This window comes from Novosphingobium sp. B 225 (assembly GCF_002198665.1).
Taxonomy (GTDB): domain Bacteria; phylum Pseudomonadota; class Alphaproteobacteria; order Sphingomonadales; family Sphingomonadaceae; genus Novosphingobium.
Window position 1 is genome coordinate 1 of record NZ_MWLM01000020.1, and the last position, 7,394, is coordinate 7,394.

General features: G+C 65.4%; 6 protein-coding genes. 4 read left to right on the forward strand and 2 right to left on the reverse strand.

The annotated features are described in order from the left end of the window. On the reverse strand, positions 1–1,327 hold a 1,327-nt coding region (locus tag MNBBLIKP_RS02135; protein ID WP_140420505.1), incomplete at its 3' end, for an acyl-CoA dehydrogenase family protein. 116 nt (positions 1,328–1,443) lie between these two features. Between MNBBLIKP_RS02135 and MNBBLIKP_RS02140 the strand changes: the two genes are divergently transcribed. From MNBBLIKP_RS02140 to MNBBLIKP_RS02150, 3 genes are read left to right on the forward strand one after another with little or no spacing between them, the layout of a single operon-like run. Beyond that, entirely contained in the window at positions 1,444–2,484 is a 1,041-nt protein-coding gene (locus MNBBLIKP_RS02140; RefSeq protein WP_088307012.1) for an amidohydrolase family protein, read from the forward strand. A 28-nt stretch (positions 2,485–2,512) separates the two neighbouring features. Continuing rightward, positions 2,513–4,423, forward strand: a complete 1,911-nt coding sequence (locus tag MNBBLIKP_RS02145; protein ID WP_088307014.1) for a DUF3604 domain-containing protein — start codon at positions 2,513–2,515, stop codon at positions 4,421–4,423. A gap of 9 nt (positions 4,424–4,432) precedes the next feature. Beyond that, the gene (locus tag MNBBLIKP_RS02150) at positions 4,433–5,590 is read left to right on the forward strand and encodes an iron-containing alcohol dehydrogenase (RefSeq protein WP_088307016.1); all 1,158 of its coding nucleotides are present in this window, start codon (positions 4,433–4,435) and stop codon (positions 5,588–5,590) included. On the opposite strand, the gene MNBBLIKP_RS02155 is transcribed toward MNBBLIKP_RS02150, so the two are convergent. After that, positions 5,587–6,129, reverse strand: coding sequence for an MOSC domain-containing protein (locus MNBBLIKP_RS02155; RefSeq protein WP_088307018.1), 543 nt, complete (start codon positions 6,127–6,129; stop codon positions 5,587–5,589). The two genes, MNBBLIKP_RS02150 and MNBBLIKP_RS02155, sit on opposite strands and share 4 nt — an antisense overlap. A gap of 116 nt (positions 6,130–6,245) precedes the next feature. On the opposite strand from MNBBLIKP_RS02155, the gene MNBBLIKP_RS02160 reads away from it, so the two are divergent. Next, complete coding sequence (locus MNBBLIKP_RS02160) at positions 6,246–7,226, forward strand: NAD(P)H-dependent flavin oxidoreductase (RefSeq protein WP_088307020.1); 981 nt, start codon at positions 6,246–6,248, stop codon at positions 7,224–7,226. Positions 7,227–7,394 lie beyond the last annotated feature (168 nt).

Here is a 7,394-nt window from a genome sequence, read left to right on the forward strand (position 1 = left end):
GGGAGGTGGCAGCCCGCAGGGCTGACGGAGGGGGCGCGCTGGCCGACCTCCACGCCCCCTCCGACCCGCCTGCGGCGGGCCACCTCCCCCAAGGGGGGAGGATTGGAGCGTTCATGCTCACATATTCCTTGATCTTGGCCTTGCCGAGCTGGCTCATGTGGACCTCGTCCGGGCCATCAGCGATCCGCACGAAGCGGTTGAGCGTGAAGAACCGCGCGATCGGGGTGTCATCGGACACGCCCATCCCGCCGTGGACCTGGATCGCGCGGTCGCAGACGGTCTGGGCCATTTGCGGGGCAACCACCTTGATCGCGGCGATCAGGTCTTTGGCCACCTTGTTGCCATACCGGTCCATCGCGTCCGCAGCCTTCAGCGTCAGCAGGCGGGCCATCTCGATCTCGCAAAAGCTTTTGGCCACGTCCTGCCGGATGCTCGACTGGTCGGCCAGCTTCTTGCCGAAGGCAGAGCGGCTGTCAGCCCGGCGCGACATGATTTCCAGTGCGCGCTGGGCCTGCCCGATCGAGCGCATGCAGTGGTGGATCCGCCCCGGCCCAAGCCGCCCTTGCGCAATCTCGAACCCGCGCCCTTCGCCCAGGATCAGGTTCTCTTTCGGCACCCGCACGTTGTCAAACCGCAGCTCGCATTCGCCGCCGGGCGAATTGTGCGATCCGAACACAGTCAGATGGCGGACAATGGTGATCCCCGGCGTGTTCGGTTCGACCAGGATCTGCGAATGCTGGGCATGGCGGGGCGCATTGAAATCGGTCTTGCCCATCACGATCCAGATGTCGCAGCGCGGGTGCATCGCGTTGGAAATCCACCACTTGCGCCCGTTGAGGACATAGTCATCGCCGTCCGGCGTGATCGACAGTTCCAGCTGGGTCGCGTCGCTGCTCGCTACTTGCGGTTCGGTCATGACATAGGCCGAGCGGATCGTGCCATCGAGCAAGGGCTTCAGCCACTTGTCCTGCTGCTCCGGGCTGCCGAACTTGGCCAGCACTTCCATGTTGCCGGTATCGGGGGCCGAACAGTTGAGCACCTGGCTCGACCACGGCACGCGGCCCAGAATTTCGGCAATCGGGGCATATTCCAGATTGGTCAGGCCCGGCGAGAATTCCCCGTATTCGTGCGGCAGGAACAGGTTCCACAGCCCCTGTGCGCGCGCCTTGAGCTTGAGGTCTTCCATCCCCGGCCATTCCTGCCACTGGTTGGCCGGATCGGTCACGAAATCGTGATAGGCCGCTTCATTGGGATAGATGTGTTCATCCATGAACGCTTCGACCTTGGCGATCAGGTCCTTGACCTTGTCGGTATGTTCAAACTGCATCGCCGTGCTCCTATCCCGTGAATTATTTAATCGGGCGATTAATGAAAGCGCGATCACCGCTTGTCAAACGCACAAGGCTCCATAAGCTGCACGTCAAAGCACAAAGGAGAGGCCCTGTGAGCGAAGCGATCCTGGAACCCGATCTGCCGATCATCGATCCGCACCACCACCTGTGGGATCTGCGCCCGATGATGGCGGCCTTTCCCGAACCACTCCACCCTTTCGTCGCTTCGGTTGCGCGATCGCCCTATTACACGTTCAACGAACTGCATGCCGATGCCACCAGCGGGCACAATGTGATCGGCACGGTGTTCATGGAATGCGGCGCGTTTTACAACGGCAGCTATGGCGATGCGCTGAAAGTGCTGGGCGAAGTTGAGTATGTGAACGGCGTTGCCGCGCAAAGCGCCAGCGGGCTCTATGGCAGCCAGCGGCTGTGCGCCGCGATCATCGGCCATGCCGATCTGACCCTGGGCGACGGCGCGCGCCCCGTACTGGAAGCGCTGATGTCCGCCACATCCCGCTTCAAGGGCATCCGCCACGCCGCCGCCTGGAATGCCGATCCCGATGTGCTGGGTCCGCCGTTCCATCACCCCGCAGGGCTTTACCGCGACGCCGCGTTCCGCGCGGGCTTCAAGCATTTGGGCGAACTGGGGCTGACCTTTGACGCCTGGCTGCTCGAACCGCAACTGGGCGACGTGCTCGATCTGGCGCGGGCCTTTCCCGCTCAGCCGATCGTGCTTGACCATTGCGGCACTCCGCTGGGCATGAGCAGCTATCACGGCAAGCTGCACGAACGCTTTGATGGCTGGCGCAGCATGATCCAGCAGATCGCCGCATGCCCCAACGTGTCGATCAAGCTGGGCGGACTGGCGATGAGCTTTGCCGGGATGCCCGATCACGGCCCCGAAGCCGGGCTATCGTCAGAAACACTGGCGGCGATGTGGCGGCCCTACATCGAAACCTGCATCGAGGCGTTCGGCCCCGCCCGCGCGATGTTTGAAAGCAATTACCCCGTGGACAAATGGGGTGCGAGCTATGCCGTGCTGTGGAACACGTTCAAGCGCCTGACGCTGGGTGCCAGCGCGGATGAGAAAGCCGCACTCTATGCCGGAACCGCCGCGCGGTTCTATGGCATCGAACATTTGCTCGGCTGATCGACGACAACAGGGTGGAGGCGAATACATGAAACTCTATGCCAGCAGCGCGATCGGCGCGATTGCCGCGATCGGTGCAGTCACTCTGGCCGGTGGCGGCACCGCGCCCGGTCAAGCCGCGCCAACCGCCACGACCAGCACCACCACTGCGCCCGCCACTTCGGCCCACCCGCAGCGCCCGTTGTGGGGCGATACCCACCTGCACACCGCCAATTCGTTTGATGCCTTTGCCGCCGGACTGCGGCTGACCCCGGAAGACGCGCTGCGCTTTGCCCGGGGCGATACGGTCAAGACCGCGGCCGGGGACCAAGCCCGGCTGCAACGCCCGCTCGACTTTCTGGTGGTGACCGACCATTCCGACGCGATCGGGGTGACGGCCGATCTGTACAACACCCCCGAAGACCAGATCAAAGATCCCACCCTGAAGCGCTGGCGGGCGATGATGCATGAAGGGGGCACTGCGGCTTACAAGGCCTTCCGCGAAATGATCACCTCGGTCGCCACGGGGACGGTCCCGCCGGATTTCTCAGACCCCAAGCGGATGGCCACCACCGCGCGGCGGGTGTGGGACAGCCAGCTTGATGCGGTTGAGCAGTACAACCAGCCTGGCAAGTTCACCGCTATGGTCGGGTTCGAATATTCGCTCCAGCCCAAGGGCAACACCCTGCACCGCAACGTGATTTTCCGCGACGGCGCGGACAAGGCGCGCACCGTGCTGCCGCTACCCGCCGATGGGCACAAGAGCCCGGAACCGCTGTGGGATTACATGGATGCCTATGCCAAGGCGACCGGCGGCCAGACCCTGGCGATCCCGCACAATTCGAACCTTTCGAACGGCCTTGCGTTCATGATGACCAATTGGGACGGCGGCCCGCTGACCGCCGCCATGGCCCGCCGCCGTGCTGCGCATGAGCCGCTGGTCGAGGTGACCCAGTACAAGGGCGACAGCGAAAGCCACCCCTATCTCTCGCGCAATGACGAGTTCGCCGATTTCGGTGATGCCGGGTGGGAAAACGGCAATGCCCCGCTCAACACCCGCAAGCAGCCCGGCATGTTTGCCGGCGAATATGTCCGCGAAGTGCTAAAGCGCGGCCTGCAGATCGAGGCGCAGACCGGCGCAAACCCCTATCAGTTGGGCATGATCGGATCGACCGACAGCCATACCTCTCTGGCATCGGCCGATGAAGACAACTGGTTCGGCAAGTTTTCCAACGAAGGCCCCGGCTCTGATCGCGCGGCGACAGAGGTTAACCCGGGGGTCAAGGAAGGGCGGATCGGCTGGCAGTATCAGGCTGGCGGCCTCGCCGCAGTCTGGGCCAGCGCCAACACTCGCGAGGCGATCTTCGATGCGCTGCAGCGGCGCGAAGTCTATGCCACCACCGGCCCGCGGATGACCGTGCGGCTGTTTGGCGGTTGGGGCTTTTCTCCGCGCGATTTCAAGGGTGACTGGGTTACCACCGGCTATGCGCGCGGCGTGCCAATGGGCGGCACCCTGCCCCAGGGCAAGGGCGCGCCGACCTTTCTGGTTTCCGCGCTGAAAGACCCGACCGGCGCCAATCTGGACCGGGTCCAGATCATCAAGGGCTGGGTCGATGCCAAGGGCGAAAGCCACGAGATGATCTATGACGTAAGCTGGAGCGAGCCTGCGCGGCGCAAGCTGGCAAAGGGCAAGCTGACTCCGGTGGGCGATACGGTGGACCTGGGTACCGCAACCTATCGCAACACGATCGGCACGGCAGAACTGCATACCGTGTGGCGCGATCCGGATTTCCGCCCTGGCGAGCGGGCGTTCTACTATGCCCGCGTGCTGGAAATCCCCACTCCGCGCTGGGTCGCCTATGACATGGCACGCTTCAAGCTGAAGGCCCCGGCGGGCGCACGACTGAAGGATCAGGAACGCGCCTATACCTCGCCGATCTGGTACCGGCCAAAGGGCTGAGCAGAGACCATGGCCGCAATCCACCTGCCCCGCGCGATCCGCATCGGCGGGGGTGTGCTGAACGAACTGCCCGAAGCGCTCGGCCAGTTCGGCCTCTCACGCCCGTTGATCGTGACCGACGGGTGGATCGCCGGATCGGGCATTCTCCAGCGGGTGCTGGATGTCCTGGCGGGTGCCGGAATTGCAGCGCGGACCTTTGCCGATGCCGTGCCCGATCCGACCGTCACTTGCGTTGAGGCGGCATGCGCCTTCCTGCGCGAAGGCGAGCATGATTGCGTGATCGGCCTGGGCGGCGGCAGCCCGATCGACACGGCCAAGATCGTTGCGGTCAAGGGCCTGCGCGATGTGGCGGTGCGCGATCTCAAGGCGCCGCATCAGGAGGATGCCCCCGGTCTGCCGATCGTGGCGATCCCCACCACGGCCGGCACCGGCAGCGAGGCGACCCGCTTCACCATCATCACCGATACCGAGACCGACGAGAAGATGCTCTGCGCGGGGCTGGCCTATCTCCCCACGCTGGCGCTGGTCGATTTCGAGCTGACCCTGACCAAGCCCGCGCGGCTGACCGCCGATACCGGGATCGACAGCCTGGTCCACGCGGTCGAAGCCTATGTCTCGCGCCGCGCCAACCCGTTCTCCGATGCCGCCGCGCTCTCTGCGATGCGGCTGATCTGGCCCAACCTGCCGCTCGCCTGCGCCGACCCCGGCAACCGCGCGGCGCGTGAGGCGCTGATGCTGGGTGCGCTGCAGGGCGGGATCGCCTTTTCCAACAGCTCGGTCGCGCTGGTTCACGGGATGAGCCGCCCGATCGGCGCGCATTTCCACGTGGCGCACGGCCTGTCGAACGCGATGCTGATGCCGCTGGTGACGCAGTGGTCTGCCCCCATGGCCCTGCCCCGCTATGCCCAGTGCGCGCGGGCGATGGGCGTGGCGCGCGCTGGCGAGAGCGATCAGGGCGCGGTCGGGCGGCTGGTTGAGGCGCTGCAACAGGTCAACCATGACCTTTCCGTCCCCACTCCCCACAGCTACGGCATCGACCGCGCGCGCTGGGATGCGCTGGTGCCGGTGATGGCCGCACAGGCGATCGCTAGCGGCTCCCCCGCCAACAACCCGCGCGTACCGGACCAGGCCGAGATCGAGGCGCTGTACCAGCAGGCCTGGAGCTAGACCGGCTCCAGCGGCTCAAAGCCCAGCGGCACCGAATCGAGCGCGATGGAGTCTCCTGCCCGCACCGTGCCATCCTCGATCACCACGGCCATCACCCCGCATTTGCGGATCAGCGCGCCGTCCGGCCCGTGATCCAGCGTGGCGGCCATCAGCCCGGGGGCGAAGCCGTCGATCTGCCGGCACGGGTTGCGCAGGCCGGTGATCTCGATCAGCGCCTGCTCCCCCAGCCGCAGCCGGGTTCCGCGAGCCAGGCCGAGCAGGTCGATCCCGCGGGTCAGCACGTTTTCCCCCAGCTGGCCCGGCCCCACCGCAAAACCTTTGCCCGCCAGCTCCTCCAGCAGTTCGACGTGGATCAGGTGGACCTGCCGCAGGTTGGCCTGCTGCGGGTTCTGCTTCATCCGCGACAGGTGCTGCACCAGCCGCCCGAAATGCGCGTCCCCTTCTACCCCGTGCCCGGCCACCAGCCGCAGTTCCGCGCAGGGGCCCTTGGAAAAGGCATGCTCGGCATGGCGCGACAGGGCTTCGACGAGAGCGGTCATGGGCCAAGCCTAGCAGTGCAGTGGGCCCGCGCAAATCAGTTTCACTCCGCCACTCGACAAGCCCGCCCGCGCTTCATATGAACGGCTTAACCGACCGCTTAAGCCAAGGAACCCGCATGCCCCTTCCCGCTCCGTTTGATCGCCTGCGCCTGCCCGTCATCGCTTCGCCGCTGTTCATCATTTCCGGGCCGGATCTGGTCATCGCGCAGTGCAAGGCGGGAATCATCGGCAGCTTCCCGGCGCTCAACGCGCGGCCCTCGGGCGTGCTGGACGAATGGCTGCACCGGATTACCGAGGAACTGGCCGCGCACAACCGCGACAACCCGGATCGCCCCGCCGCGCCTTTCGCGGTCAACCAGATCGTCCACAAGAGCAACAACCGGCTGGATGAGGATATGGAGGTCTGCGCCAAGTGGCAGGTGCCGATGGTGATCACCTCATTGGGCGCGCGTGAGGATGTCAATCAGGCGGTCCACCAGTGGGGCGGGATCGTGCTGCACGATGTGATCAATGACCGGTTCGCGCGCAAGGCGGTGGAAAAGGGCGCGGACGGGCTGATCCCGGTCGCCGCCGGGGCTGGCGGGCACGCCGGCACGCTCAGCCCGTTCGCCCTGATGCAGGAGATCCGCGAATGGTTCAGCGGGCTGGTCGCGCTGTCCGGCTCGATCGCCTGCGGGCGCTCGGTGCTGGCCGCGCAAGCGATGGGCGCGGACTTTGGCTATATCGGTTCAGCCTGGATCGCGACCCGCGAAGCCAATGCCGAGCAAGGCTACAAGGACGCGATCGTCGCCGGAACCGCCTCGGACATCGTCTATTCGAACCTGTTCACCGGCGTCCACGGCAACTACCTGCGCCCATCGATCGTCGCCGCCGGGCTCGATCCGGACAACCTGCCGGTCAGCGATCCCAGCGCGATGAACTTTGGTTCGGGCGGCAACACCGAAGCCAAGGCGTGGAAAGACATCTGGGGCTCTGGCCAGGGCATCGGCGCGGTCAAGGCAGTTGAAAGCGTGGCTGACCGGGTTGACCGGCTGGAAGCCGAATACAACCAGGCCCGCACCGAACTGGCCGAAAAGGCGCGGATGGCGCTGGGCTGAGCAAGCCCGGCCCCCACCCTGACCCAGGCAGCGCAAGGGGGGCCGGTTGACACGCAACACGGGGGGAATTGCTGTGACTTCAGGGGGTCAGCTTTGCTCCCTAACTCCCTGAAAAAAGCCACTTAATTCCGCGCAGAGCAGGCCATCCAGCTGCCCAAAAGTGTGACT

Excerpts from the sequence above, each read along its gene's own strand:
- MNBBLIKP_RS02145 (WP_088307014.1), top strand. The coding sequence starts at position 2,513 with ATGAAACTCTATGCCAGCAGCGCGATCGGCGCGATTGCCGCGATCGGT.
- MNBBLIKP_RS02150 (WP_088307016.1), top strand. The coding sequence starts at position 4,433 with ATGGCCGCAATCCACCTGCCCCGCGCGATCCGCATCGGCGGGGGTGTG.
- MNBBLIKP_RS02155 (WP_088307018.1), bottom strand. The coding sequence starts at position 6,129 with ATGACCGCTCTCGTCGAAGCCCTGTCGCGCCATGCCGAGCATGCCTTT.
- MNBBLIKP_RS02160 (WP_088307020.1), top strand. The coding sequence starts at position 6,246 with ATGCCCCTTCCCGCTCCGTTTGATCGCCTGCGCCTGCCCGTCATCGCT.